Annotated in this window: 25 protein-coding genes and 1 tRNA gene; 12 read left to right on the top strand and 14 right to left on the bottom strand. The window is 59.3% G+C overall.

Annotated elements, in window-relative coordinates; translation table 11 throughout:
* Nucleotides 1-68 precede the first annotated feature (68 nt).
* Nucleotides 69-1262 carry a 1-deoxy-D-xylulose-5-phosphate reductoisomerase gene (dxr, locus tag FHT73_RS22095; protein ID WP_183714870.1) on the bottom strand — a complete coding sequence of 398 codons (1194 nt, stop codon included), beginning with the start codon at nt 1260-1262 and terminating at the stop codon, nt 69-71.
* A gap of 197 nt (nt 1263-1459) precedes the next feature.
* Here dxr and FHT73_RS22090 point away from each other — a divergent pair, with 197 nt between their 5' ends.
* On the top strand, nt 1460-1726 hold the full coding sequence (locus tag FHT73_RS22090) for a BON domain-containing protein (RefSeq protein ID WP_069612897.1): 267 nt from the start codon (nt 1460-1462) through the stop codon (nt 1724-1726).
* A gap of 148 nt (nt 1727-1874) precedes the next feature.
* Here FHT73_RS22090 and FHT73_RS22085 read toward each other — a convergent pair whose 3' ends face one another.
* The 4 genes from FHT73_RS22085 to FHT73_RS22070 all read right to left on the bottom strand — a co-directional run bounded on the left by FHT73_RS22085 (nt 1875) and on the right by FHT73_RS22070 (nt 5206).
* Complete coding sequence (locus FHT73_RS22085) at nt 1875-2810, bottom strand: HNH endonuclease (RefSeq protein WP_183714867.1); 936 nt, start codon at nt 2808-2810, stop codon at nt 1875-1877.
* 247 nt (nt 2811-3057) lie between these two features.
* On the bottom strand, nt 3058-3609 hold the full coding sequence (locus tag FHT73_RS22080) for a hypothetical protein (RefSeq protein WP_183714862.1): 552 nt from the start codon (nt 3607-3609) through the stop codon (nt 3058-3060).
* Between the two features lie 234 nt (nt 3610-3843).
* Nucleotides 3844-3920: transfer RNA gene (locus FHT73_RS22075), tRNA-Arg, on the bottom strand.
* A gap of 125 nt (nt 3921-4045) precedes the next feature.
* The gene (locus FHT73_RS22070) at nt 4046-5206 is read right to left on the bottom strand and encodes a M20 aminoacylase family protein (protein WP_183714859.1); all 1161 of its coding nucleotides are present in this window, start codon (nt 5204-5206) and stop codon (nt 4046-4048) included.
* Nucleotides 5207-5449: 243 nt separating this feature from the next.
* On the opposite strand from FHT73_RS22070, the gene FHT73_RS22065 reads away from it, so the two are divergent.
* Both FHT73_RS22065 and FHT73_RS22060 read left to right on the top strand, forming a co-directional pair.
* Nucleotides 5450-6568: a D-alanyl-D-alanine carboxypeptidase family protein gene (locus FHT73_RS22065; RefSeq protein WP_183715024.1), complete on the top strand. Its 1119-nt coding sequence runs from the start codon at nt 5450-5452 to the stop codon at nt 6566-6568.
* Between the two features lie 15 nt (nt 6569-6583).
* Nucleotides 6584-7801, top strand: coding sequence for a GTP-binding protein (locus tag FHT73_RS22060; protein WP_183714856.1), 1218 nt, complete (start codon nt 6584-6586; stop codon nt 7799-7801).
* Nucleotides 7802-8079: 278 nt separating this feature from the next.
* On the opposite strand, the gene FHT73_RS22055 is transcribed toward FHT73_RS22060, so the two are convergent.
* From FHT73_RS22055 to FHT73_RS22035, 5 genes are all read right to left on the bottom strand, one after another.
* The gene (locus tag FHT73_RS22055) at nt 8080-8313 is read right to left on the bottom strand and encodes a sulfurtransferase TusA family protein (protein ID WP_112607733.1); all 234 of its coding nucleotides are present in this window, start codon (nt 8311-8313) and stop codon (nt 8080-8082) included.
* The gene (locus tag FHT73_RS22050) at nt 8306-9619 is read right to left on the bottom strand and encodes a murein L,D-transpeptidase family protein (RefSeq protein WP_112336502.1); all 1314 of its coding nucleotides are present in this window, start codon (nt 9617-9619) and stop codon (nt 8306-8308) included. The genes FHT73_RS22055 and FHT73_RS22050 overlap by 8 nt, the downstream gene beginning before the upstream one ends.
* 230 nt (nt 9620-9849) lie before the next feature.
* The gene (locus FHT73_RS22045; RefSeq protein WP_112336422.1) at nt 9850-10803 is read right to left on the bottom strand and encodes an acetyl-CoA carboxylase carboxyltransferase subunit alpha; all 954 of its coding nucleotides are present in this window, start codon (nt 10801-10803) and stop codon (nt 9850-9852) included.
* Between the two features lie 63 nt (nt 10804-10866).
* Entirely contained in the window at nt 10867-11856 is a 990-nt protein-coding gene (gene xerD / locus FHT73_RS22040) for a site-specific tyrosine recombinase XerD (protein WP_183714853.1), read from the bottom strand.
* Nucleotides 11853-12020, bottom strand: a complete 168-nt coding sequence (locus tag FHT73_RS22035) for a hypothetical protein (RefSeq protein ID WP_015341347.1) — start codon at nt 12018-12020, stop codon at nt 11853-11855. The genes xerD and FHT73_RS22035 overlap by 4 nt, the downstream gene beginning before the upstream one ends.
* A 161-nt stretch (nt 12021-12181) precedes the next feature.
* Between FHT73_RS22035 and FHT73_RS22030 the strand changes: the two genes are divergently transcribed.
* The 3 genes from FHT73_RS22030 to FHT73_RS22020 are packed head-to-tail and all read left to right on the top strand — an operon-like array spanning nt 12182 to nt 15212.
* Nucleotides 12182-12775 (top strand): shikimate kinase, encoded by a 594-nt coding sequence (locus tag FHT73_RS22030; RefSeq protein WP_183714850.1) that lies wholly within the window; start codon nt 12182-12184, stop codon nt 12773-12775.
* A complete protein-coding gene (gene aroB / locus FHT73_RS22025; protein ID WP_183714847.1) occupies nt 12772-13902 on the top strand; it encodes a 3-dehydroquinate synthase in 1131 nt (376 codons plus the stop codon). Before FHT73_RS22030 ends, aroB begins: the two co-directional genes overlap by 4 nt.
* Entirely contained in the window at nt 13902-15212 is a 1311-nt protein-coding gene (locus tag FHT73_RS22020; protein WP_015341344.1) for an HlyC/CorC family transporter, read from the top strand. Before aroB ends, FHT73_RS22020 begins: the two co-directional genes overlap by 1 nt.
* 18 nt (nt 15213-15230) lie before the next feature.
* Here the strand turns inward: FHT73_RS22020 and FHT73_RS22015 are convergent, their stop codons facing one another.
* Nucleotides 15231-15518: a BolA family protein gene (locus FHT73_RS22015; protein ID WP_112400537.1), complete on the bottom strand. Its 288-nt coding sequence runs from the start codon at nt 15516-15518 to the stop codon at nt 15231-15233.
* A 107-nt stretch (nt 15519-15625) separates the two neighbouring features.
* On the opposite strand from FHT73_RS22015, the gene FHT73_RS22010 reads away from it, so the two are divergent.
* The 4 genes from FHT73_RS22010 to FHT73_RS21995 all read left to right on the top strand — a co-directional run bounded on the left by FHT73_RS22010 (nt 15626) and on the right by FHT73_RS21995 (nt 20674).
* Nucleotides 15626-16246: a J domain-containing protein gene (locus tag FHT73_RS22010; protein ID WP_015341342.1), complete on the top strand. Its 621-nt coding sequence runs from the start codon at nt 15626-15628 to the stop codon at nt 16244-16246.
* Between the two features lie 308 nt (nt 16247-16554).
* Nucleotides 16555-17544 carry a cobaltochelatase subunit CobS gene (gene cobS / locus FHT73_RS22005; RefSeq protein ID WP_015341341.1) on the top strand — a complete coding sequence of 330 codons (990 nt, stop codon included), beginning with the start codon at nt 16555-16557 and terminating at the stop codon, nt 17542-17544.
* Between the two features lie 119 nt (nt 17545-17663).
* Nucleotides 17664-19565 (top strand): cobaltochelatase subunit CobT, encoded by a 1902-nt coding sequence (gene cobT, locus FHT73_RS22000; RefSeq protein WP_183714844.1) that lies wholly within the window; start codon nt 17664-17666, stop codon nt 19563-19565.
* A 104-nt stretch (nt 19566-19669) separates the two neighbouring features.
* The gene (locus FHT73_RS21995; RefSeq protein ID WP_246712196.1) at nt 19670-20674 is read left to right on the top strand and encodes an esterase-like activity of phytase family protein; all 1005 of its coding nucleotides are present in this window, start codon (nt 19670-19672) and stop codon (nt 20672-20674) included.
* A gap of 97 nt (nt 20675-20771) precedes the next feature.
* Here the strand turns inward: FHT73_RS21995 and FHT73_RS21990 are convergent, their stop codons facing one another.
* Both FHT73_RS21990 and rpmB read right to left on the bottom strand, forming a co-directional pair.
* Nucleotides 20772-21407, bottom strand: coding sequence for a queuosine precursor transporter (locus FHT73_RS21990; protein WP_112607727.1), 636 nt, complete (start codon nt 21405-21407; stop codon nt 20772-20774).
* A 117-nt stretch (nt 21408-21524) separates the two neighbouring features.
* Nucleotides 21525-21824 (bottom strand): 50S ribosomal protein L28, encoded by a 300-nt coding sequence (rpmB, locus tag FHT73_RS21985; RefSeq protein ID WP_004107717.1) that lies wholly within the window; start codon nt 21822-21824, stop codon nt 21525-21527.
* 237 nt (nt 21825-22061) lie between these two features.
* On the opposite strand from rpmB, the gene FHT73_RS21980 reads away from it, so the two are divergent.
* The gene (locus FHT73_RS21980; protein WP_112607725.1) at nt 22062-22838 is read left to right on the top strand and encodes a DUF3108 domain-containing protein; all 777 of its coding nucleotides are present in this window, start codon (nt 22062-22064) and stop codon (nt 22836-22838) included.
* 138 nt (nt 22839-22976) lie between these two features.
* Nucleotides 22977-23876, top strand: a complete 900-nt coding sequence (locus FHT73_RS21975) for an EamA family transporter (protein WP_183714838.1) — start codon at nt 22977-22979, stop codon at nt 23874-23876.
* Nucleotides 23877-23897: 21 nt separating this feature from the next.
* Here FHT73_RS21975 and FHT73_RS21970 read toward each other — a convergent pair whose 3' ends face one another.
* Nucleotides 23898-25055, bottom strand: a complete 1158-nt coding sequence (locus FHT73_RS21970) for an alpha/beta hydrolase-fold protein (protein WP_112607721.1) — start codon at nt 25053-25055, stop codon at nt 23898-23900.
* Nucleotides 25056-25189: the final 134 nt, after the last annotated feature.

Genomic DNA, 25189 nt, shown 5'->3' with positions numbered 1-25189 from the left:
TCCTCTTTCTGCCGGGCCGCTGTGGGCTTTTGCCAAGCCGCTATAAATTGTAAGCTTCTACTTACGTATTACGCGGCTTTCTCCCGCTGGGCGACGAGCACGGCGGCGCGGCTGCGTGCTTCCTCATCGGCGGCAAAGACGGCATCCATGGCGTCGGCGCTGCCGGTCGCAATCATCTCGTCCATGACGGCTTCGGCGATATCGGCCATTTCGAGGAAGCCGATGCGGCCATCGACGAAGGCGTGGAAGGCGATTTCCTCGGCCGCATTCATGATCGCGCCCTGAAGGCCGCCGCGCTCCAGTGCGGTGCGGGCAAGGCGCAGCGCCGGGAAACGTACTTCATCCGGCGCTTCAAAATCGAGTCGGGCGAGCTTGGCGAAATCCAGGCGGTCGACGGCGAGCCTGGTGCGGGCGGGATAAGTCAGCGCGTAGCCGATGGCGGTGCGCATGTCGGGACAGCCGAGCTGCGCCAGCACGGAGCCATCCGTGTAGCCGACCATGGAATGAATGACGGATTGCGGATGGACCACGACTTCGATCTGATCGGGGCGCACGTTGAACAGGTGCTTGGCCTCGATCATCTCAAGCGCCTTGTTGAACATGGAGGCGCTGCCGATCGAGATCTTGAAGCCCATCGACCAGTTGGGATGGGCGCGGGCGATCGCCGGCGTGACATTGGCCATCTGCTCGCGCGTCCAGGTGCGGAAGGGGCCGCCGGATGCGGTCAGGATAATGCGCTCCACCGCATGCTGCTGGTCGTCTTCCAATGCCTGGAAAATGGCGCTGTGTTCGCTGTCGACCGGGATCAGCCGTCCGCCGCCCTCAGTAACGGCGCGCACGAAGAGATCGCCGGCGGAGACGAGACATTCCTTGTTGGCGAGCGCGATATCGGCGCCGCGGCGCGCGGCCGCCAGCGTCGGCGCAAGACCGGCGGTGCCGACGATCGCTGCCATCACCCAGTCCGAGGGCATCGAAGCGGCTTCGATCAAAGCCTTCTTGCCCGCGCCGGCCGCAATGCCCGACCCGGCGAGCGCATCCTTCAGTTCCTGATAGCGTTCTTCATTGGCCGTCACCGCAAAGGCGGCGCCGCAGGCCTTGGCCTGCTCGGCCAAAAGCTCGATATTGTCATGCCCGGTGATGGCGGCGATATCGAAGGCATCCCGTCCGCCAAGCTGGGCGATGACGTCGAGCGTGTTCTGGCCGATGGAGCCGGTCGAACCCAATATCGTCAGGCGCCGGCGCGCCTTGCTGGCGGTGTTCATTCAGGTATCCGCATTTGCTGCTGCTTCCCATGGCTCTACAGGGGATTGCCGGGAGCGGCAAGTCCAGAGCCGTGCAACCGCACCGCTGGCGGCGCACGCGAAAAGCGAGCGTGCAATTAGTCATATTTTTTTCAATCTCCATTGAACCAAATGCAAACTGCTGCGTTTTCCGACCACCTGAGTGCGGAGGGCGACGAATGGTTTTCAAGGCGGCAACGTTTCACGGCATGGAGCTTTATCTGGAAAACGACCAGGCCAGACGCTCGGCGCTGGAATCCGCCGTTGCCAATGCGCTCGCCGTTGCCGGCGGAATCGATGCTTCCGATGTCACCGTGATTGCGGCGGGCCAGGAAATCCGCCTGCACGGATCGGTCGCGACCTATCAGGAGGTGAAGCGGGCAACCGCAGTCGCGGAATCCATTCCTGGCGTGCGGTTGGTGAGGAACAGGATTGCTGTGGGGTGATATTGGGTTTCAGTTTCGCGTTCAGGCTGCGCACGATGGAACTTATACAGCGCTATCGATACTAAACAGCTTTTTTAGACGCGAACAGCTGAGTTTTATAGCTAAGTGCCTGATCCATCGATAATAGCTCGAGTTTCCCAAGCTGATGTTATTGAGGCGAGATCAACGCATTCAAAATGCTGGCTGGAATGCCAACTATGGCTGTTGTTGAACGGAGCCAAAGTTCGAGCCTTCTCCTTCGAATAGACCTGAGAGGCGGCTTATGAACATAGTCAATTGCGGCGTTCATTAGCATTACGCTTCCTCCGCCAACTCCGAGAATGATCGAGTTGCTATCTATTACAACAGCACCTTCGCACCCGGTCATTTGAGCTCCACCGACCAAAATCCTCCTTCCAGAAGGCGCAACAATCTCGAACTTCTGGGCATCACATTCGATGCTATGCCCGCGATAGCTCATGTTCATTTGCTCAACAAAAAGGGAAGATGGCGGATCGGTGCGGATTTTTAGGGCGATGCTTCCTGGTGATTCTCTGATGACTATCTGCGGCCCTACGATTTCAGCATCCCAATTGCCATTGCGGATCTTCCACTCATTATCTTGGATGCTGAAAATCACTTTACCGGCCGCGTCTCGCATTTCGGCGTTAAGTCGAAATGGAGTGCCTGGCTCTTCTGGATCGTGAATAGCTAGCACCTCTTTGCCGAGGACTGTGATGATGCTTTTGCAAGATTTAACGACAACCGGGCCAATTGTAATGGTTGGGCTATCGGAACCAACATCGAAAGCTCCGAAGGAAAATCCTGCCTTCTTGGCGATTGGGTCGAGGGCTGCCTTAGCGATCGATTCTTTTGATCTATGACCTCGTGTTACCTCCTCATGGTGGCTCGCACATAAGTAGGTCATCTTAGAAGGGTCGTGCTCCTTTGCTTCCGAAAAGGGAGGATCGATATGCTCGTATTGCCCAATGGCTTTTCCACAAATCACGCATCCAAAGCCGGCATTTTGTCGAATCTGTCGCTTTTGACCGGAGGTAAGGGAAGATCGCTTCAGTCCAAATTTATTTGCTTTGTTTTCGCGCATTTGTCGCAACATTGAGAGTTAAATAATGCGTATGGTAGAACCTCTGTGCCAGGAAATTCAAGGCCGACCTTCCGACGTGCGGTGCAGTTTAATTTACAGCCAAATGCTTGCGAGCCTGCAAAAGAATTCAGTTTTTATCTTAGACACATTTCCCAAAATCATAATCATTGTGTGAAATGGCGTTGTGTCCAATCTTTTAACAAGTGACTGAAATCCTTAAATTGAGATTTCTCGGTCCTGGCAATCGCTATAATCTGCCGCGTGCTAGGGGATTTCCGGACACCCTCACATCGATAGTAAATTTCTCACGATTTCGACGCATTTCATCCCATATGAAATTCGGAACAGCGTGGGGCCAATCGAGTATGCTGTGCTGGCCTCCTTGCCGATTAATAAGACCCTTTTCGATGAGTCCTACTAACCGTGCGTCGGCATATTGCGCAGGAAAGACTTGCGTGTTCGTCATGCAGAGAAAGGCCATTATTTGATGTTCGTGAGCTGGTAGATCGTTAAGGCGAATCAGGCGCTGCAGGCGATCTTTTTTCGCCGCGCGCCCTGCTACCAACCATGTACCTGTGGAAATAAACTCACGAAGGGCGGCTGTGCAGCATACCGCTCCAGAAAACACAGCGAGGAGAAACGCTAGCGTTAAGAGCCAATCTGGCAAATGCGCGACGTAAGTCACTCCCATATGTGCGGCCAGCAGGATCGCGCAGCTACCTAACCAAATGGCAAAAGCGATGGGCCATGCTACACCCATAGCTTCTACAAAATCTTTGAGAGACGGTAATCCGCTCATAATTTAGTCCGCTGATAGTAAGTGAACGCGCACTCCCGTCTATGTGGCGGACTTTTTTATCTTTTACAACTGCGGATCGGCGCTGATCCAATGGCGATGTAATAATTTCATGCGCCAATCATGCGCTACCGAATTTCCGCTAATGGCTGAAAACACGTGTAAATGATGACAGTTCTGGTAAACGGTCGGCGCACGAGAAACAGATCAAGAATGATGTTAAATTAATGAAAATAATGGTGATCTCGACGCGATTCGAACGCGTGACCCTCAGATTAGGAATCTGATGCTCTATCCTGCTGAGCTACGAGACCACTCGGCATGATCCATACAAAAGCAAAGGCCCGAAGCCAAGCCTTTTTGCGTCGTGAGGACAATCTGTCTTGAACGTGCGCCCCGCGCGGCTTTGAAGGCTGCGCGGGAGCATCGGTGAGAAGCCTCAGGCGTTGAGGCGCTGTTCGGCAAGCCGCACCCAGTAGGAAATGCCGTGGGCGATGGCTTCGTCGTTGAAATCGTAGGCCGGGTTGTGCAGGCCGGCGCTGTCGCCATTGCCGACGAAGATGAAGGCGCCGGGGCGGGCGAGCAGCATGTAGGAGAAATCCTCGCCGCCCATCATCGGGTCGATATTCGGGATGACGTTGCCTGCGCCGGCGATTTCCTCGGCCACTGCGATCGCGTGATCGGTCTCGTCGGCGTGGTTGAAGGTGACGGGGTAGTTGCGGTGGAATTCGATCTCGACTTCAGCGCCGTGGCTCGTCGCGATGCCTGTCACGATCTGCTTGAAGCGCTGTTCGGCAAGATCGCGCATCTCGGGGTCGAGCGTGCGCACGGTGCCGGCGAAGCTCGCGTCGTTGGGAATGACGTTATGCGCATTGCCGGCATTGAACGTGGTGACGGAGACGACGACCGATTTCAGCGGATTGGCGCTGCGCGAAGCGATGAGCTGCAGGTTGGAGACGATCTGCGCGCCGATGGCGATCGGGTCGATCGTCTTGTGCGGCATCGCCGCGTGGCCGCCGACCCCTTTGATGGAGACGGTAAATTCGTCCGTCGCCGCCATGATCGCGCCCTTGCGGATGGCGAAATGGCCGACCGGCAGGCCCGGCATGTTGTGCATGCCGTAGACTTCGGCGATCTGGAAACGCTCCATCATGCCGTCCTTGACCATGGCGTCGCCGCCAGCACCGCCTTCTTCGGCCGGCTGGAAGATGACGGCGATGTTGCCGTTGAAATTGCGGTTCTCGGCGAGGTATTTCGCCGCGCCCAGCAGCATGGCGGTGTGGCCATCATGGCCGCAGGCATGCATCTTGCCAGGCGTTTGGGAGGCATAGGGCTTGCCGGTGATTTCGGTGAGCGGCAGTGCGTCCATGTCGGCGCGCAGGCCGATCGTGCGTCCTTCGCCCTTGCCGTGGATCAGCCCGACGACGCCGGTGCGGCCGATACCGGTCACCACCTCGTCAACGCCGAAGGCACGCAGCTTCTCGGCTACGAAGGCGGCCGTATTCTCGACGGCATAGAGGAGTTCGGGATGCGCATGGATATGGCGGCGCCACTCGGTTACTTCGCCCTGGAGTTCTGCGGCTCTGTTCAAGATCGGCATATGCTGATTTTCCTGCTGCTCAATATCGATTCTGGTTCAACCTGCGGGTCCTTGGCACAGCCTTGGCGGGCTTGTCGCAGCCCTTGCGGCGTGCCATCGGGAAATAAAGTCGTCAATCGCCTTTGCCTTCTCCTAGCCATATAGGTTAAATAGACGAAGCTTTCGAGAAAATTCCGGACTTCTGAAGGATAGATCGTGCCGACGAAGCAGAATCGTTTGTATGCCGCCCTGCGGCTCGTTCCTATGGCCGCAGCAGCATCCATGCTTTTCCTGTCGACCGCGCAAACGGCCGGAGCCAATCCGCATATTCTCGTTGATGTCGGCACGGGGCGCGTTCTCGACCAGCAGGAGGCGTTTCGCCGCTGGTATCCCGCCTCGCTCACCAAGCTGATGACGACCTATGTGACCTTCCGAGCCATTCAGTCCGGTCAGATCAAACTTGATACGCCTGTCGTCATGTCGAAGCTGTCAGCCGCACAGCCGCCGGCGAAGATGTACTTCAAGCCCGGGCAGAAGATGACGCTCGACAATGCCTTGAAGATGATGCTGGTCAAATCGGCAAACGATCTCGCCATGGCGGTTGCCGAAACGGTCGGCGGCTCGCAGCAGGGCTTCGTGGCGCGGATGAATGCGGAAGCTGCGCGCCTCGGCATGCGCGACTCGCATTTCATCAATCCGAACGGTCTTCCCGGCAAGGGGCAATATACGACGGCGCGCGATCTTGCGATCCTCGGCGTGGCGCTGCGGCGCGAATTTCCGCAATATGCCGGCTATTTCTCGCTCGAGGGCTTCACCAACGGCGTCAAGCAGGTGCCGAACATCAATATGCTCATCGGCCGCTTCGACGGCGCCGATGGCATGAAGACCGGTTTCATCTGCGCGGCCGGCTTCAACCAGATCGCCTCGGCAACCCGCAACGGCCGCACGCTGATCTCGGTCGTTCTCGGCACCGACAGCCTGGCGGCGCGCGCCGACGATTCCGCCAATCTCCTGGAAAAGGGCTTCCAGAACCAGCTGTCCACCCGCGATACGCTGGCGACCCTTAGGCCAGATACGCCGGTCACGGCCGATGTCGCCGATGTCACGGCCGACATCTGCAGCACCAAGGGCGCACAGGCGCGCAGCGAAACCCGCGATCCCTTCGGCCGGACCAAGGTTCAGTCGCCCTATATCCACGAAATGGATCATGAGCCCAACTTCGTCTATGCCGGCCTGATCGGCGGCCAGGATATCGCGACGGCCGCCAAGGGCGACAAGGATGATGTTACGGCTAGAGGCGACAAGGCGACCAGGGACAATAAGATCGCCATCTCCGGCGGCGCGTCCAATGTGCCGGTCCCGATGCCGCGGCCCACTTTCTAATATCGGACAGGAATCATGAGCGTTTCGCAGCAAAGAGTGCCGGTTTCCATCCTGACCGGTTTTCTCGGTGCGGGTAAATCGACCCTGCTCAACCGCATCCTCAAGGACGAGGACATGCGCGACGCGGCCGTCATCATCAATGAGTTTGGCGATGTCGGCATCGATCACCTGCTGGTGGAAAGCTCCGGTGATTCCATCATCGAACTTTCCGATGGCTGCCTCTGCTGCACGGTGCGCGGCGAGCTGGTGGATACGCTGGCAAACCTCATGGACGCGATGCAGACCGGGCGTATCCGGCCGCTGAAGCGGGTGGTCATCGAAACGACCGGCCTTGCCGATCCCGCTCCGGTCATGCAGTCGATCATGGGCAATCCGATCATCGCCAACAATTTCGATCTCGATGGCGTCATTACCGTCGTCGATGCCGTCAACGGCCTGCAGACGCTCGACAATCATGAAGAGGCGCGCAAGCAGGTGGCGGTCGCCGACCGGTTGATCGTGTCGAAGACCGGGATTGCCGGCGCCGCGCCGGAAGCGCAGCTGGAGAGCCGGCTGAGGGCGCTCAATCCGCGCGCGCAGATCCTGAATGCCGACAGCGCCGAGGCGGGACGCGCCGCCATTCTGGTTAACGGCCTCTACGACCCGGCTTCGAAGATCGCCGATGTCGGCCGCTGGCTGCAGGATGAGCTTGAGGCGGACGACGATCATCACCATCACCATGATGACCATGACCATGACCATGACCATGATCATGATCATGATCATGATCATGACCACCATCATGGTCATCATCACCACCACCACGGGCACCACCAGGGTCATCGGCATCAGCACGCTCATGACGTCACCCGCCATGACGGTTCGATCCGCTCCTTCTCGATCGTCGAGACCCAACCTATCGATCCGATGGCGCTGGAAATGTTCATCGATCTCCTTCGTTCGGCGCATGGCGAGAAGCTCTTGCGCATGAAGGCGATCGTTGCCGTGTCCGACCGGCCGGAGCGTCCCGTCGTGCTGCATGGCGTGCAGAATATCTTCCACGCGCCGGTGCGTTTGCCGGCCTGGCCCGATCCCGAAGACCGGCGCACGCGCATGGTCATCATTACCAAAGATCTGCCCGAAGATTTCGTGAAGGGCCTGTTCGACGCCTTCCTCAGCAAGCCGCGCGTCGATACACCTGACAGGGCGGCGTTGGAGGACAATCCGCTGGCCGTGCCGGGGATGAAGTTTTAGTTTCAGCCTTTGATATCTGGCAACCCGCCTCGCTCTGGAAGCTCCTTCTCTCCAGCGGGGAGAAGGTGGCCCGAAGGGCCGGATGAGGGGGCTTTCCGATTTGAATTCATGGACTTTCGTGCTCGTGGCGGATACCCCCCCATCCGCCTGACGGCACCTTCTCCCTGCTGGGGAGAAGCGGTGTGCGGCAGCGTGCCTGCCTCATGTGCAATTGCCTTCATGGTGAGGCGGGAGCGTAGCAACCCTCGAACCACGACGATGGCCCCGGTCGCAGATGGTCATCCCTTGCGGATCACGAAGCGATGGCCGCTTTCCGTCTTCTCGCTTGTGAGAAGCGTGTGGCCTTTCTCGTTGCAGAGATGCGGGATGTCGATGACGGCAAGCGGATCCGTGGTTTCCACGGTCAAGGTCGTGCCGCTTGCCATGGCGCGCAGGCGCTTTTCCGTCTTGATCGCCGGATAGGGGCATTTCAGGCCGCGCAGATCGTAGATCTCGGTATCCGGGCTACTCACTCTTCGCCCAGAACTTCCAGAAAGGCGGCTTCTTGGCCTCGGTCTGCGCGGTCTCGACGGCCGGGTTCGGTGCGTAGGCGAGCGCATTGAGGCCGGGGTTCATCGGGTTTGCCGCGGGGATCGGCACGTTCGCGGGAACGTTGGCCGCAACGACCGGGCCGGCTGCGGGCTGCTGCGCGGTCGCTAACGGGGCGCCTGCCGCAGGGCTTGCTGCCGCCACGCGAATACTCGCCGTCGTCGGGTTGCCCGTCGGGCTGGCAACGGTGCCGCCGCGCGCGATTTGTTGTGCCGACTGGTTGGACATCATCGATTCGAGGTCGGCAACCTTCATCATCTTGCCGGCGGCGAGGGCGGTGCCTGTGGGAGCATAGGCGAGATCATGGCCCTTGCGCTGCTTGGCGACGACGGCCTTGCGCTCTGCCTCGGTCGGATCGTACCAGGCCATGCCGTCGAACTTCTTTGAGGCCATGGCATAGTCAGCCTGGTACTGCTTGTCATAGGTCGCAAGCGCCGTCTGCAGAGCAGGCGGCGTGGTCATGACAGGGCATTTGCCGCCGGCGTTGAAGGGGCCGCTGGCCTGCTGGTTGAAGACGTATTTCTTCTCGCAGACCTCGACCTCGGGCGGGCGCTTGGTGACTTCGAAATTGTCGTAGCCGACCTTCAGCATCTTCCAGAATTCGATATTGGGGCTGAGGCGGTGCTTCCACATGTTTTCCGCCGTCATGCGGAAGGGAAAGGCTTCGAGCTGAACGGCCTTCTGGCCGCCCTTGAAGGCGTCGCGCGCGAAGGCATAGATTTCCAGCACCTGCTGATCGGTCATCGAATAGCAGCCGGACGACGAGCAGGCGCCATGGATCATCAAATTGTTGCCGGTGCGGCCATTGGCGGCATCGTAGCGGTTCGGAAAGCCGGTGTTGATCGCGAGGTAGTATTTCGAATTCGGGTTCAGGTTGGCCGGCGTCAGCATATAGAAGCCTTCCGGTGCCTGCCGGTCGCCTTCCTTCACCTTCGGGCCGAGACGGCCGGACCAGGCGCAGATCTTGTAATCGGCGATGACTTCGAAGCGGTTGCTCTGGTTCGCCTTCAGGATCTCCATCACGCCTTCTTCCTTGAAGATGCGGATCATGATCGGCGAGTTGCGGTCCATGCCCTTCTTGGCCATGTCGGCGAGGATATGGCTCGGAAGCGGTTGTTCGACCTTGTTCTTCACCTTCGACAGGTCGATCGACGCGGTGTCCAGCGCGTCGTTGCAGCCGGCGAGCGCCAGTGCCATCAGGGAAACATAGGCAAGGTGACGAATGCGCATTCTGACTTGGTCCATAAATGCGAAGAGTGGCAGCTCGATCTGTTTCGCCACTCCCCTCGAAGCATGAAACGGAATCATAGACGGCTTATACTTGAAAATTCCTTACCAGCCTATGACGTGCCCGCAGCGCGTCGGCAAGCTTTTCTTTGCCATAATAGCTTCGATAACGGAAATGTGGCCAAGGTTTGGCCTCATTTCCGTTTTTCGCGATCACTTTTTCTGAAAACAGCTTAGAGATTGCGGCCGATGTTGAGGAATTTCTGGCGGCGGTCGTTGCGTAATTGTTCACCCGAACGGCTGGAAAGCTCTGCAAGCGCGTTCGCAATCGTTTCGCCGGCCGCGCTTATCACCGCGTTCGGATCGCGATGCGCGCCGCCGACAGGCTCGGAGATGATGCCGTCGATCACGCCGAGACTTTTCAGATCATCGGCAGTTATCTTCATATTGGTGGCGGCTTCCTTCGCGCGCGTTGAATCGCGCCAGAGGATCGAGGCCGCACCTTCGGGCGAAATCACGCTGTAGATCGAATGTTCGAGCATATAAACGCGGTTGCCGACGGCAATCGCAATGGCGCCGCCCGAACCGCCTTCACCGATCACGATGGAGACGATCGGCACCTTCACGCCGAGACACATCTCGGTCGAGCGGGCAATCGCTTCGGCTTGGCCGCGTTCTTCCGCCCCGACGCCCGGATAAGCGCCGGCCGTGTCGACCAGGGTGATGACGGGCAACTGGAAGCGGTCGGCCATTTCGAGGATACGGATCGCCTTCCGGTAGCCTTCGGGCCGGGCGCTGCCGAAATTGTGCTTCAGACGGCTCTTGGTGTCGTTGCCCTTCTCCTGGCCGATGAGGGCGACCGGCTGACCGCGGAAGCGGGCAAAGCCAGCCTGGATGGCGGCGTCCTCAGAAAATTGGCGATCGCCGGCCAGCGGCGTGAATTCCGTAAACAGCGTACTGGCATAGTCGACGAAATGCGGGCGCTGCGGGTGGCGGGCGACCTGCGTCTTCTGCCAGGCGTTAAGCTTGGAATAGATGTCGACCATCGCCTCGCGGACGCGGCTTTCAAGCCGCCCGACTTCCTCGGACGTATCGATGCTTTCGTCTTCGCTCGCCAGTTTCTTGAGCTCGTGAATCTTGCCTTCGAGATCCGAGATGGGTTTTTCGAAGTCCAGATAATTGTGCATGAGGTGCGTTTCCGATCCTTTTGCCCGTGACGAGAGATGGCGGCTTGAGCCTGTATGCCGGTCCTAATCCTGTTTTTTTGCCTGTTTGGCAAGGGGGTGATGCGTTTGGACCAGCTGATGAAGGCGTTCTTCCAGCACATGTGTGTAGATTTGTGTCGTCGAAATGTCCGAATGACCGAGAAGTTCCTGCACCACGCGCAGGTCTGCGCCGTTGGCGAGAAGATGGCTCGCGAAGGCATGGCGCATCACATGCGGCGAAATCATCGAAGGCGTCAGGCCGGCCCGGATGGCAAGATCCTTGAGATCACGCGCAAAGACCTGCCGCGGCAGATACCCCTGCCTGGACGCGGCGGGGAAAAGCCAGGGGCTTTCCGGCAGCGGCTGCTTGGCGTTGGCTGAAATGGCGGCCTGCAGGCGCCCATAGGCCTTCAGGGCCGAAATGGCCGTCTGCGATAGCGGCACCAGCCGCTCCTTGTTGCCTTTGCCGCGGATCATCAGGAAGCGTCCTTCCTGATCCAAGACTTTCGCCGGCAGGGAGACGAGCTCGCTGACGCGCATGCCGGTGGCGTAAAGCATTTCCAGAAGCACCAGCATGCGCAGGCGCTGCAGCTGATCAGGCCCTTCGACCGCCGCTTCCCGCTCCGCTTGGGTCAGAAGCTTCGTCACCTCATCGACGCCCATCGTCTTCGGAAGGGCGCGGCCTTTCTTCGGCGCATCGAGAATTCCGGTGGGATCGTCCGTGCGCAGACCTTCGGCATAGAGGAACTTGTAGAACTGCCGCATGGTCGAGAGGCGGCGTGCCTGGGAGGATGGCTTGAAGCCCTGGCTCGACAGGCTGGAAAGATAGGCGGCCAGATCACCGGGGCTTGCCTCCGTCAAGCGGACGCCCTGCCCGGAAAGAAAGGAATGGAGATCGTTGAGATCGCGCTCGTAGGATTGCAGCGTGTTAACGGCAGCACCCCGCTCGGCGCTCATCATCTCCAGAAAGGCTTCCAGATGCACTCGCCCCAGATCTCTCTTGCCCGCTCGTATATTCTCAGCTGGCGCGCTCATGGTTTTAGCGCGCCTGTCGTCGGTGGATTGAGGCGCTCGGGGGCAATGCGGATCGTCACATCGCGTGGCTGGGGATCGACGAAGAGCACGAGAGCCCACATCGCTCCATATATCGATCCGGCGATGACCGCGCAGATGACAAGGAAGCGAAACAGGGTGGGCATTCGAAGACTCTCCTTCGCCATTCAGTGGCGCGGCGATGCGCTATAATTATATTCCTTCAAGAGTTAGCCGAAGGATATTGCAGACATGTTTACGGCAGCGGCGTCTTGACGCTACCGGCGCATTTGACGATACCGTTTCCAAAGAAATTGTGAATGGGCCAATGAGTGAACAAGTCCTGACCCTTGCCGAGAGCTTGAGAGACAAGGCGCGCGCAGCGCTGGGTCAGCGCAATCTTGTCTTCGTTGGATTGATGGGAGCAGGAAAATCCTCGATCGGCCGGCCCGTTGCGCAGCAGCTCGGCCTACCCTTCGTCGATACGGATATCGAGATCGAGCGCGTGTCGCGCATGACGATCGCCGAACTGTTCGCCGCTTACGGCGAACAAGAGTTCCGGGCGCTGGAGACGCGCGTCATCAAGCGGCTCCTCAAGGGAGGCCCGCGCGTCGTCTCGACGGGCGGCGGCGCGTTCATCAACGAAAGCACGCGGCTGCATGTCAAGCGCGGCAGCCTTTCGGTCTGGCTGAAGGCCGATCTCGACGTGCTGTGGGAGCGGGTAAACAAGCGCGATACGCGCCCTCTGCTCAAGACCGAAAATCCGAAACAGACCCTCGAGAACCTGATGATTGCGCGCTATCCGATCTATGCGGAAGCCGATATCACGGTTCTCTCCCGCGACGTAAACAAGGATATCATGGTCAGGGAAGTCCTTGCCGCCATCGCCGAGGGAAAGAAAACAGAAAGCAAAATGCCATGAATGCGATGACACCGGCTTCCGCAGAGCGCCTTGTGCGCGTGCCTCTCGGCGAGCGTGCCTATGACATCCTGATCGGCCCCGGCCTGATCGCGCGTGCGGGCCAGGAGATCGCAGCGCGGCTGAAAGGCCGCAAGGCCGCCATCATCACCGATGAAAACGTCGCGCCGCTTTACCTCGGTGCATTGGTTGCCAGCCTTGAAGCGGCCGGCATCCAGGCTTCCAGCCTCGTTTTGCCGGCCGGCGAGAAGACCAAGAGCTTCGAGCACCTGATCACCGTTTGCGATGCGGTGCTGACTGCGCGTGTGGAGCGCAATGATGCGGTGATCGCGCTTGGCGGTGGCGTTATCGGCGATCTCTCGGGCTTTGCCGCCGGCATCGTGCGCCGCGGCGTCCGTTTCGTTCAAGTGCCGACATCGCTGCTGTCGCAGGTGGATTCGTCCGTCGGCGGCAAGACCGGTATCAACACTCATCACGGCAAGAACCTCGTCGGCGTCTTCCATCAGCCCGACCTCGTGCTGGCCGATACCGATGTGCTGAATACGCTAAGCGAACGTGAATTCCGCGCCGGCTATGCCGAAGTCGCCAAATACGGCCTGATCGACAAGCCGGATTTCTTTGCCTGGCTCGAGGCCAATTGGAGAGAAGTCTTTGCCGGCGGGGCGGCCCGCATTGAGGCTATCGCTGCAAGTTGCCAGGCGAAATCCGATGTCGTCGTTGCCGACGAGCGTGAAAACGGGGCGCGTGCCTTGCTCAATCTCGGCCACACCTTCGGCCATGCGCTCGAAGCGGCAACCGCCTATGACAGCCGCCGGCTGGTGCATGGCGAGGGTGTTGCGATCGGCATGGTGCTGGCGCATGAATTTTCTGCGCACCTCAATCTGGCAAGCCCGGATGATGCCAAGCGTGTCGAGACGCATCTGAAGGCCGTAGGCCTGCCGACGCGGATGGGCGATATTCCGGGCGAGCTGCCGCCGGCCGAAGTGCTGATGGATGCGATCGCGCAGGACAAGAAGGTCAAGAGCGGCAAGCTCACCTTCATCCTTACGCATGGTGTCGGTCAGTCCTTCGTTGCCGACGATGTGCCGTCTTCCGAAGTCCTGAGTTTCCTGAAGGAAAAACATCGCTGATGACCGTCGAGGGCACGCTGGCTGTATTGCTCGAATATTGGCCCGAGATCATCTCGATCATCGTGCTGGTGTTGGTGTCGGCGTTTTTTTCCGGTTCGGAGACGGCACTTACCGCCGTCTCGCGCACCCGCATTCACACGCTGGAGGCTAACGGCGATGAAAGCGCCGGTATCGTGCGCCATCTCATCGAGCGTCGGGATCGGCTGATCGGCACCTTGCTCATCGGCAACAATCTCGCGAATATCTTGGCGTCTTCGCTGGCGACCAGCGTTTTCCTCGGTCTGTTCGGCAATTCGGGGGTGGCGCTGGCAACGGCAGCCATGACCGTCATTCTCGTCATCTTCGCTGAAGTCCTGCCGAAGAGCTGGGCGATTTCGACTCCGGATCGCTTTGCGCTCAATGTGGCGGCGCCGGTGCGGCTGTTTGTCGCGATCGTCGGCCCCGTATCGAGTTTCGTCAACGCCATCGTGCGCTGGATCCTTGGTCTGTTCGGCATCAACCTCTCCAAGGAGGTGTCGATGCTGTCGGCGCACGAGGAGCTGCGCGGTGCTGTCGATCTGCTCCACCGCGAGGGTTCGGTCGTCAAAGCCGACCGCGATCGCCTCGGCGGCGTGCTTGATCTCGGCGAGCTGGAACTGTCCGACATCATGGTGCACCGCACGGCGATGCGAGCCATCAATGCCGATGACCCGCCGGAGGTGGTGGTGCGCGCGATCCTCGACAGTCCCTATACGCGCATGCCGCTCTGGCGCGGCACGATCGACAACATCATCGGCGTCGTGCATGCCAAGGATCTGCTGCGAGCCTTGGCGGAACGCAATGTCGAGCCGGAAAATCTCGATATCGTCAAGATCGCGCAAAAGCCCTGGTTCGTGCCCGACAGTACCAACCTCGAAGACCAGCTGAACGCCTTCCTGCGTCGCAAGCAGCATTTCGCCGTCGTCGTCGACGAATATGGTGAGGTGCAGGGCATCGTCACCCTGGAAGACATTCTGGAGGAGATCGTCGGCGATATCGCTGACGAGCACGACCTCGATATCCAGGGCGTGCGACAGGAGGCCGACGGCTCGATCGTCGTTGATGGCGTCGTACCGATTCGCGACTTGAATCGCGCGCTCGACTGGCACTTGCCCGACGAGGAGGCGACGACGATTGCGGGTCTCGTCATCCACGAATCGATGACCATCCCGGAAGAGCGCCAAGCCTTCACCTTTTATGGCAAACGCTTCATCGTCATGAAGCGGGAAAAGAACCGCATCACCAAGCTGCGCATCCGCCCTGCCGAAACGGAAGAGGCAAAGCCGGAGTAATTCCGGCTTACAGCCAACCTACCAACGGATCGCCTCGCCGGGGGCCGCAGGCTCCACGGCCAGCGCGTGCAGGCCAGCGTCCAGTTCCGGCTTCAAAAGCTCGTTGATCGCCCTGTGGCGCGCAAGGCGCGGCATGCCCGAGAACTTGGCGGAAACGATTCGAATTCTTATATGGGTTTCGCCGGTTCCGGTCATGTCAGGCTGATGGCCCGCATGAAGGTGGCTTTCATTGATGACGGCCAGGCGCTCGGGCGCGAAGGCGTCGGTGAGCTTCCGCTCAATGCGGGATTGCAGTGTCGTTTCCATATTCCCGCGTCGACCTCGCTTGCGAAAAAAGGCTCCCACAAAGCCTATAACATTCCTGTTTGTCAATTCTTGTTGTGGGGTATCCAAGGCCCCATAATTAGGACGCCATGAGACTTGATTCAAAATATTTCGATCGCATTCGCACCCGCCGCAAGCGCGCGCAGGAACCCGAACAGGGTCCGCCGACGTGCCAGTGGGACGGCTGCGACAAACACGGCACGCATCGCGCCCCTGTCGGGCGCAATGCGGAAGGGCAGTTCTTTTTGTTCTGCTTCGAGCACGTCAAGGAATACAACAAGGGCTACAATTATTTCTCCGGCCTCTCGGATGGCGAGATTGCGCGTTATCAGAAGGAAGCCATCACCGGCCACCGTCCGACCTGGACGGTCGGTGTCAACAAGGCTGCCAAGAACAGTCCGCTTCAATCGGATATCCGCTCCGGCTCCTATTCCCGCGTTCGCGACCCATTCGGCTTCGTTAGGGAAGGCGAGGGCCAAGGTCGGGGACCGCGTTTCCCGCAGCAGCGTAAGCTGAAAACGCTGGAGGCGAAGGCCTTCGACACGATGGGCCTCGACGCCAATGCCGCGGCCCCGGAAATCAAGCGCCGCTACAAGGAATTGGTGAAAATGCACCATCCCGATGCCAATGGCGGCGATCGCGGCTCGGAAGAGCGTTTTCGTGCGGTCATTCAGGCCTATCAATTATTGAAACAGAACGGTTTTTGTTAATTCCCGTCCTTGCTCTCCGCCTTCAATCAGGTATGGTCCAAATCGGCTGAAGCTGCGGGCAACCGCGGTAGGGTGCGCATTTGGCTGGCTGCACCTCGGTCAACTTTCCGGACGCGGCGTTTCTTGTCCGGGGACTCGGTTCAAGGATGCTCGCAAGCGATCATATATCGCGCCGAGATTTTGCTTTAGTCCCGGAGAAGTATCGCCGCTGTTCCGACCGAACGGATGCGGGCAACAAGCTGCGGCGTTTCGGAAAAATCGGCTGAGTTTGATATGGCAGGGTGAGAGCCACCCGCCCTGGAGACATGATGAGCAAGATTGACCTTGATATTTCCGAGATCCCCGATACCACCGTTTCGGTCCGTGAAGTCTTCGGCATTGATTCCGACATCCGCGTTCCGGCCTATAGCCAGGGCGGCGCCTACGTACCCGATCTGGATACGGACTACCTCTTCGACCGCGAGACCACGCTCGCCATTCTCGCGGGCTTTGCTCATAACCGCCGCGTGATGATCTCGGGCTATCACGGTACCGGCAAGTCCTCCCACATCGAGCAGGTCGCTGCGCGCCTCAACTGGCCGTGCGTGCGTATCAACCTCGACAGCCATGTCAGCCGTATCGACCTCGTCGGCAAGGATGCCATCGTCGTCAAGGATGGCCTGCAGGTCACCGAATTCAAGGACGGCATCCTGCCCTGGGCCTATCAGCACAATGTCGCGCTCGTCTTCGACGAATATGATGCCGGCCGGCCCGACGTGATGTTCGTCATTCAGCGCGTGCTGGAATCGTCGGGACGCCTGACGCTGCTCGACCAGAGCCGCGTCATCCGTCCTCACCCGGCCTTCCGCCTGTTCGCAACGGCCAACACCATCGGTCTCGGCGACACGACTGGCCTCTATCACGGCACGCAGCAGATCAACCAGGCACAGATGGACCGCTGGTCGATCGTGACGACGCTGAACTACCTGCCGCACAACAACGAAGTCGATATCGTGCTGGCGAAGGTGAAGTCCTTCCGCAACGACAAGGGCCGCGACACCGTCTCCAAGATGGTTCGCGTTGCCGACCTGACGCGTGCGGCTTTCATGAACGGCGATCTGTCGACCGTCATGAGCCCGCGTACCGTCATCACCTGGGCCGAGAATGCGGAAATCTTCGGCGACGTCGCCTTTGCCTTCCGCGTCACCTTCCTCAACAAGTGTGACGAGTTGGAGCGGCCGCTGGTCGCCGAGCACTATCAGCGCGCTTTTGGCGTCGAGCTGAAGGAAAGTGCCGCCAACATCGTGCTCGAAGCCTAGAATATTTCCGCTTTTCTTCGAATCGCGAAAACGTTCTATCTTTTTGTTTTGACGCAATTCCGGATAGAAAATTGCTATGCATTTTTCCTGGAATTGCTTTAGGGAAAAGCCGATACATCATGTCAGGTCGCGGAGATAATTCCAAAGCGAAGCCGGGTGCACCGGTGGACATGGAGCCGTTGCGCCGGGCGATCACCGGCTGTGTCCGTTCGATCGCCGGCGATGCCGAGGTCGAGGTGGCCTTTGCCAACGAACGCCCGGGAATGACCGGCGAGCGCATTCGCCTGCCGGAACTTTCAAAACGGCCGACGGCGCATGAGCTGGCGGTGACACGCGGCCTCGGTGATTCGATGGCCTTGCGGCTTGCCTGTCATGATGCCCGTGTCCACGCCGTGATGTCGCCCCAGGGTGCCGATGCTCGCAACATCTTCGATGCCGTCGAGCAGGCGCGTGTCGAATCGATCGGCTCGTTGCGCATGAGCGGCGTTGCCGCCAACCTCAATTCCATGAATACGGAAAAATACGCCAAGGCGAATTTTTCCGGCATCGAACGGCGCGAGGATGCGCCGATCGGTGAGGCCATGGCGATGATTGTGCGCGAGAAGCTGACCGGTCAGAAGCCGCCGGAAAGCGCCGGCAAGGTGCTCGACCTATGGCGCCCCTTCATCGAAGAAAAGACCGGCGGCCAGCTCGAGAACCTGTTGTCGTCGATCAACGACCAGCAAAGCTTTGCCCGTGTCGTCCGCAACATTCTGACGGCCATGGAAATGGCCGAGGAATATGGCGACGAGCAATCCGAGCCCGACAGCGAAGAGCAGCAGAGCGAAGAGGACAAGCCGAGCGGCGAGGATCAGAAGGACGACGACGTCAAGGAAGACGAAGGCTCCGATGCCGCGCCGGCTGAGGATAGCGAAGCTTCCGACGAGCAGATGGAAGACGGCGCGACCGAAGACGGTGGCGAGATTTCCGACGATGACATGAGCGAAGAAGGCGAGGAAGATTCGGAAACGCCGGGCGAAACCCGCCGTCCGAACACGCCCTTCGCCGATTTCAACGAGAAGGTCGACTATCACGTCTATACGGAGGAGTTCGACGAGACCACGACCGCACAGGAGCTGTGCGATGTGGCCGAGCTTGAGCGTTTGCGTGCCTTCCTCGACAAGCAGCTTGCGCATCTGCAGGGCGCCGTTGGCCGGCTCGCCAACCGTCTGCAGCGTCGCCTCATGGCGCAGCAGAACCGCTCCTGGGACTTCGATCTGGAAGAGGGCTATCTCGATCCGGCCCGCCTGCCACGGCTGATCATCGACCCGACGCAGGCGCTGTCCTTCAAGATGGAGCGCGACACGCAGTTCCGCGATACGGTCGTGACGCTGCTGATCGACAATTCCGGCTCGATGCGCGGACGACCGATCACGGTTGCTGCCTCCTGCGCCGACATCCTGGCCCGTACGCTCGAGCGCTGCGGCGTGAAGGTCGAGATCCTCGGCTTCACCACCAAGGCGTGGAAGGGCGGCCAGGCACGCGAGAAGTGGCTCGCCAGTGGCAAGCCGCAGACGCCCGGTCGTCTGAACGACCTGCGCCACATCATCTACAAGTCTGCCGATGAGCCCTATAGACGGTCTCGCAGCAATCTTGGCCTGATGATGCGCGAAGGCCTGCTCAAGGAGAATATCGACGGCGAGGCGCTGATCTGGGCGCATAACCGCCTGCTCGGTCGCCGCGAACAGCGCCGTATCCTAATGATGATCTCGGACGGTGCGCCGGTTGATGATTCCACGCTGTCGGTCAATCCCGGCAATTATCTGGAGCGGCATTTGCGCGCCGTCATCGACCAGATCGAGACGCGTTCGCCGGTGGAACTGCTGGCCATCGGTATCGGCCATGACGTCACGCGCTACTATCGCCGCGCTGTCACCATTGTCGATGCCGACGAGCTTGCTGGCGCTATGACGGAGCAGCTTGCCTCGCTGTTCGAAGATCAGACGAGCATGCCGCGCTCGCGCATGCGCCGCGCCAGCTGAGCCCGCTCAGGCTTCTCTTGGCATCGGCCTTGCGGCCGGTGCCTTTTCTGACGGAAGGGACTGTTTCCTTTGGCCTTGATCTGCGCCGGCAGAAGACGGTCCTGTTGGCAGCAGTTTTTGCAACGCTGCTTGCCGGCTGCAGCTCCGGCGATAATGGCGAGAAAGGTGGTCCGGCAGATATCCGCGCGACTGTGATTTCCACCTTTAAATCCGGTTCGAATGAAACACGGTTCGGCGCGCTGGAATTTGTCGGTGGCCTTGAACTCAGCTCGGACAATGTGCTGCTCGGCGCCATCTCCGCTATTCGCTTCCGTCCCGATCAACGCCATTTCATTTCAGTGCTGGATACCGGCCATTGGCTGACCGGCGCCATTGAGCGCGACCAGGAGGGCCGGCTGAAGGGTATCCGCGATGCGCGCATCACGCCGATGATCGACCGCCATGGCGGCACAGATGCCGGCAAAGGAGATATGGATGCCGAAGGCTTGGCGCTGCGCGGCAATCACGTCCTCGTCAGCTATGAACAATACCACCGTGTCGATGCCTATCCCGATCCGGGTTTCGAAATTTCGCCGCCCGATGGCACAATGCCCATTCCCATCCCGAGATCGGAGCTGCGTTCCAATCGCAGCCTCGAGGCGCTGATGATCGCGCCTCAGTCGAGCCCGCTTGCCGGCAGTGCGGTGATCGTTGCCGAAGACAGCCTGGACGATCAAGGCAATCTGCTCGCCGCAATTCTGGACGGGCCGTTGAATGGCCGCTTCACCGTCCGGCGCCATGGCGGCTTCAATGTCAGCGACGGCGTCTTTCTGCCCGATGGAGATCTATTGCTGCTGGAGCGGCGCTTCGGGCTGATCCATGGTCTCGGCGTGCGTATCCGCCGCATCGCCGGCGCGAATATCAAGCCAGGTGCGGTCGTAGATGGCGAGGCGATCTTCGAGGCAGGGCCTGGAGAACAGATCGACAATATGGAGGGCCTGGATGTCTTCCGCGCAGCCGACGGCTCCCTGCACCTCGTCATGGTCTCGGATGACAATCATTCCATTCTGCAGCGCAGCCTGATGCTGGAGTTCAAGCTGCATGACGACAATATCGTCAGCCAGAATTGAGAGTGGCGAGCGGTCTGATTCTCGGCCGCTGCCATCCTTCTTTGTCAGGAAATGGTGCCGCGCGTCACATGGGGTCGCGCGGCGGATCCTTTGGCCGTCAAGCCGTCGGAGCCTGCGGCATCGGCTTCAACATGTTCATCAGCGCGCCGTAGGGCAGCAGCATGACGAGGCCGACGGTGACCTTGACCGAGAAATCGCCGATCGCCCAGGAAATCCAGCGCGGTGCCGAGGTGTAGAACGCGCCAAGGATCGGCGCCCATTCGATCGCGAAGGGATCGTTCGGCCCGAAGAAGACGAAGAAGGGCGCGAAGGCGAAGGAGAAGAAGATCAGCGTGTCCAGCATCGAGCCGATAAGTGAGCCGAACAGCGGCGCGCGCCACCAGGCCAGGCGGCGCAGGCGGTTGAAGACCGAGATATCGAGCAGCTGGCCGGCGAGATAGGCCGATCCGGAGGCGATCGCGATGCGTGGCTGTGCCGTGTAAAACGACAGGGCGACACCAACGACGAAGCCCGCAAAGACGACCTTGCGCGCGGCCTTCGGGCCGAACTGGCGGTTGGTCAGATCTGTGATGAGGAAGGCGACCGGATAGGTGAAGGCTCCCCAGGTGAGGATATCCGCGAGATTGATGCCGGCGAGCGTCACCTGCAGCGGATACTGCACGAGGATGTTGGAAGCGACGACGACCAGCGTCATTAGCAGAACGTAGATAAGGGTATGACGTATCGTCAGCATTTTTTTATCCTGGGAGATGCCACCAGTTGAAAGAAACCGGACATGGAAAAAGGCTTGTCCGGACATGATCCGTGCAAGCCTCTTAGCCGGTATGAAATCGCGAAGTGCTAGTGCTGCTTAGGCAGCAACGGCAGCTTCAGCGGACTTCTTGACGATCTGGCGACGCAGCAGGCGAGCGCGCATGCTGAGTTCGTTTTCGCTTGCCTTGATAAGGAAAGCGTCCAGACCACCGCGATGCTCGACCGAACGCAGCGCTGCAGCGGAAACGCGCAGACGGTAGCGCTGGCCGAGAACGTCGGAGATCAGCGTGACCTGGCAGAGGTTCGGCAGGAACCGACGCTTGGTCTTGTTGTTGGCGTGGCTAACGTTGTTGCCCACGAGGACGGCCTTGCCGGTCAATTCGCACATGCGGGACATGGTACACCTACTTTTGTTTTTCTCGGCCATCGAATAGACATGTCGGGCAAAACCCGACGTGCAATCCAACAGGCCATAATTGGAAAGTTGCGGTTCTATAGTCAGAGAGGCTGGCCGCGTCAAGCCAAACCTTGTGTTTTCCCGCAATTCCGTCAAAAAGCTGCTGTTGTCTGACGCTCGCAGCAGGCGAGCAAAGCAACTATATAACTTGCCTGATCCTCGTTGAAGGCCTTGATCATGGTTCAAATTCGGAAGTGGCTTCTCATTTCAGCGATCGTTGCGTCGATGCCCTCCATGGCATTGGCCGATGTGCTGCGGCATGAAACGCGCTATCGCGTTTCGCTGGCCGGCCTGCCGATCGCCAGGGCGGATTTCAAAACCGAGGTCACCGGCAAGCAGTTCACCATTCGCGGCGACATCACCTCGGCAGGCCTTGCAGATCTCGTCACCTCGATCGATGCGAAAACCGATGTGACCGGCGTCGTCAATGACAGCAAGCTGCAGGCGACGCATTACACGCTCTTCTACAAGAGCGGGAAGAAAGAGCGCACCTATGATGTCGCCTATACCAACGGCAACGTGACGTCGAACACGATCACGCCCGAGCCGAAACGGCCGGACACCTGGGTTCCGGTCACGGAAAGCGACCTGAAATCCGTGCTCGACCCGATATCGGGTATGATCTTTCCGATTTCGCCCAGCCTTAACCTCTGCAATCAGACGCTGGCCGTCTTCGACGGCGAGATGCGGATGGATCTGAAGCTGTCGCCGAAGGGATCGCACCCCTTTTCGACGGAAGGTTTCAAGGGCAAGACCATCGCCTGCGGCGTGCGCTTCACGCCGAAGGGCGGCTATAAGAGCACGCGCAAGGATTATCTCTACCTCGCCAAGAGCGACAATATGGAAATCTGGTTCGCCAAGGCGGATACCATGAATGTCTACGCTCCTGTCTACGTCCGTATTCCGACGCAATACGGGACGGTGACGATCACGGCCGTAAAGTACGGCAGCTAGACCGGGCAATTGCTTCACGGAAAATCTTGACGATTCCCATAGTTATTTCTACGCAATTTTCAGTGGAAAATTGCTATGCATTTTCGTCGAATTGCTTGAGCGGGCTGGGGCGTCCGCGGCAAGGGGCTGGGGACAGAGATGAAATTTCGCGCGACGCTGACAGGCTTTTCAGCCATTTTGATGTGGTCGTTTCTGGCGCTTTTGACCGTCGCTTCCGGGAAGATGCCACCCTTCCAGCTGCTTGCCGTCTGTTTTGCGATCGGCAGCATTCCGGGCATCATCGTTCTTCTGCTGAGGCCCGAACGGCTGCAGCTGCTGCGCCAGCCCGCCAAGGTCTGGGCCACAGGCATTGCCGGTCTGTTCGGCTATCATTTCCTCTATTTCACCGCATTGCGCCATGCGCCTGCGGTGGAGGCTGGCCTGATCGCCTATCTCTGGCCATTGCTGATCGTCGTCGGCTCGGCGCTGCTGCCGGGAGAGCGGCTGCGTTGGTATCATATTGTCGGTGCGCTGATGGGGCTTGCGGGCACGGTTCTGATTGTCGGCCGCAACGGCTTTCATTTCGAAGGCGCCTATGCCGTCGGCTATGGCGCGGCGTTCCTTTGCGCCTTCACCTGGTCCGGCTATTCCTTGATAACTCGTCGTTTCGAGGCTGTTTCCACCGATGTGGTCACCATCTTCTGCCTGGCAACATCGATTCTCTCCTTTTTCTGCCACCTTGGTCTGGAGGAGACGATCTGGCCGGAGAATATGGCCCAGTGGATCGCGGTGCTCGGTCTTGGCCTTTTTCCGGTCGGGGCCGCCTTCTATGCCTGGGATTACGGCGTCAAGAACGGCGATATCCAGATCCTCGGCGCGGCGAGCTACGCCGCACCGCTGCTCTCGACGCTGATCTTGACGTTGTTCGGTTTTGCCGAGCCTAGTTGGGGCATAGCGCTTGCCTGCCTGCTCGTGACTGGAGGCGCGGTGTTGGCCGCCCATCGCATGATCCTGCGCCGGGACGATACGGCTCGAACGCAGGCGGAAGCGGCGGAGTAGCTCCGCCGTCCCCTCTGCCATTTATTTCTTGAAGACTTCTTGCAGGAAGGCCACGAGCGACGGCCGCCAGACATCCATTTCATGCTGGAGATCCGGATATTCGTGGTATTCGTGCTTGATCTTCTTGTCGTCGAGCGTCGCCTTCAAGCCCGCGACATCCTTGCCGACGACCTGGTCCTTGCTTCCAACCGTCACCGTGAAGTTGTGCAAGGCCTTGTTGATCTTCTCCGGCTCGTTCAGCACGGCCTCGACGGTCTTGTTTGGGACGGTCGTGGTGCTGACGCCGCTGAAGGTTGCGACCCAGCCGAAGGTATCCAGATGTGAAAGACCGGATACGAGAGCCTGATAGCCGCCCTGAGACAAGCCGGCCACGGCTCGGCCGCTCGTCTCGTTTTGCACCCGATAATGCTTCTTCATGTACGGGATAAGGTCTTCGGTCAGTTCGCGATCTGCCGCCTCGGCGTTCGCCGGATAGAAATTCGCGCGGCGATCGGCGGCGGGGAAGTTTTCGGCGATCGCGTTCGGCACGTCGGTTTCCGTATCCGGGATGACGACGATCATCGGCTCGATCTTCTTGTCAGCAAGGAGGTTGTCGAGGATCTGCGGTGCGCGGCCCTGGAGGACCCAAGATCCCACAGTATCGCCGAAACCGTGATAGAGGTAGAGCACGGGCAGCGGCTTGGAGGAATCGGTGTAGCCGGGCGGTGTATAGACATACATTTGCCGTTCCGAATCGAGCGCCTTGGAATGCAAGGTCACCAGCCGCAGATCGCCGTGGGGCACATTGCGGATATCGAGAATGCTGCCGGGCACCAGGATCAGGCTGGTATTGACCTGTCGCTGCGGCTTGGGCGCATTGGTGCCGGGATCGATGCTGCGGAAACCGTCGATGTTGAAGTAATATTCGTAGAGATTCGGCTTGAGCACCTCCGTCTTCGCACTCCAAGTGCCATCGTCGTCGCGCAGCATGGTGATGGGATCGCGCGAGCCCAAGGTGACGGAAACCGCTTTTGCAGCCGGAGCATAAAGGCGGAAGGTGATCGAGCCATCCTGCTCGACCGAGGTCACGAAGTTTTTCAGGGGCTGGCTGGCCGGCGGCGAGGCCGGTGCATCAAGAGCAAAGACAGGGGCGCTCATGACAGAGCCTGCCATGACGAGCAAAGGAAACAACAAACGCACGAAAAAACCTCCTCCAGATGAATCAATTTTCACTCTCCCCGTGTAAAGCTGACACAGCGCACAGCTTTTTCAAGACCATCGCTGCGCGCTGTCTGGCCGCACCCTGCTTGATGTCGATGAAAGGTAAAAAGAGG

The sequence above is a fragment of the Rhizobium sp. BK098 genome (assembly GCF_014193155.1).
In the GTDB taxonomy this organism is placed as follows: domain Bacteria; phylum Pseudomonadota; class Alphaproteobacteria; order Rhizobiales; family Rhizobiaceae; genus Rhizobium.
This window is presented reverse-complemented; position numbering and strand designations above follow the sequence as displayed.